Source organism: Herpetosiphonaceae bacterium, from assembly GCA_036374795.1.
Taxonomy (GTDB): Bacteria; Chloroflexota; Chloroflexia; order Chloroflexales; family Kallotenuaceae; genus LB3-1.
The window spans coordinates 1-1,875 of the sequence record DASUTC010000246.1; the positions used below are offsets into that span (position 1 = coordinate 1).

Consider the following 1,875-nt stretch of genomic DNA (forward strand, 5'->3'; position numbering starts at 1 on the left):
TCGCCAGCTTCGCTGTCCAGGTGGTGGGACGCCAGGTCGAGGACACGCCGGAGTTGGTGCCGATTCCCCGCGACGGCAGGCCGCTGCCGCTCTCCTTTGCACAGCAGCGGCTGTGGTTCCTCCATCAGCTCCAGCCCGATGGCCGGGCCTATCATCGACCACTGGTGGTGCGGCTGCGCGGCGCGATCGATTCCACCGCGTTACAGCAGAGCTTGACCGCCCTGGTTGCGCGCCATGAGACCTTGCGCACAACATTTGCCGTCGTGGATGAGCAGCCGGTGCAGGTCATCGCCGCGACGGTCGCGGTGCCCCTGCCCGTCGTGGTTGTCCCGGACCTGGCTGCTGCCGAGATCGAGACCGCGATCGAGCAGGTGATCCGCGCCGAGGTGCAGCAGCCGTTCGATCTCCAGCAGGGACCGCTGCTGCGCGCGACGCTGCTGCGGCTGGCAGAATGCGAACAGATCTTGATTCTGACGCTGCACCATATCGTGACCGACGGCTGGTCGATGGATGTGCTGCTGCGCGAGCTGACCATCCTCTATCGCGGCGGTATCCAGGACGAGGTGGTGGATCTGCCGCCACTCCCGATCCAGTATGCCGACTATGCGGTCTGGCAGCGGCAGTGGCTCGCCGGGCACCATGCCCAGAGGGCGCCCGGCATGACACCCGGCGCAGTTCTTGATCAGCACCTGGGCTACTGGCGCACCCACCTGGCGAATCTTCCGTTGCTCGATCTTCCGACGGACCAGCCGCGTCCGTCGATGGCCAGCGACCAGGGCGCACAGGTGACGTTTCAGCTTCCGGCCGGGCTGGCGGTCGAACTACACCTGCTCAGCCAGCGACTGGACAGCACGCTGTTTATGACGCTGCTGGCGGCGTTCCAGGTGCTGCTGGCGCGCTGGAGTGGACAGCAGGACTTCGCGATCGGCACGCCAATCGCCGGACGGGCGCGCCCGGAGTTGGAAGGGCTGATTGGCTTCTTTGTCAACACGCTGGTGCTGCGCGCCGATCTGACGGGTCGCCCCAGCTTTGCCGAACTCGTGGCGCGCACCCGCGCCACCTGTCTGGACGCCTACACCCACCAGGATCTGCCCTTTGAGGTGGTGGTCGAGCACCTCCAGCCGGAGCGCAACCTCGGCCGCTCGCCGCTCTTCCAGGTGATGTTCGTGCTCCAAAATACGCCACGCTCGACGATCGCGCTCCCGGATCTGACGGTGGAGCTGGTGGATATCGAGCACACGGTGGCAAAGTTCGACTTGAGCTGCGTGCTGACGGAGACGGCGACCGGGCTGGTCGCGATCCTCGAATATCGGACGGATCTGTTTGAGCCAGAAACGATCGAGCGCCTCGCGGCGCAGTTTGTGGTGCTGCTCCAGGCCGTGGTCGTCGATCCCCAGCAGCGCATCGACTGTCTGCCACTCCTGACCGAATCCGAGCAGCAGCAGATCCTCTACGACTGGAATGCCACCGCCGCGCCGCCGCGTGCTGCTCGGTGTGTCCACCAGACCATCGCGGACCAGGCCGCCCGCGTGCCACAGGCGCTTGCGGTTGTCGCCGCCGACGGGCAGCTCACCTACGCAGAGCTGAATCGCCGTGCGAACCAGCTGGCCCGCCATTTACAGACGCTCGGTGTTGAGCCGGATTGCTGCGTCGGCGTGTGCATTGACGCCTCATGGGAGCTGATCGTCGCGATCCTCGGCATTCTGAAAGCGGGCGGCGCGTATCTGCCGCTTGATCCGGCGTATCCTGCCGAGCGGCTGGAGTCCATACTCACCGACGCGCGAGCGCCGCTCCTGATTGCCCGACGGCGAGCCCTACCGAATCTGCCGTCGTACCAGGGGACGATCCTCTGGCTCGATACCACCTGGGAAGCGA

General features: G+C 65.9%; 1 protein-coding gene. It reads left to right on the forward strand.

What is annotated here, in order from left to right:
• A partial coding sequence (locus tag VFZ66_18185; GenBank protein HEX6291119.1) for a condensation domain-containing protein occupies window positions 1–1,875 on the forward strand: 1,875 nt, incomplete at both ends.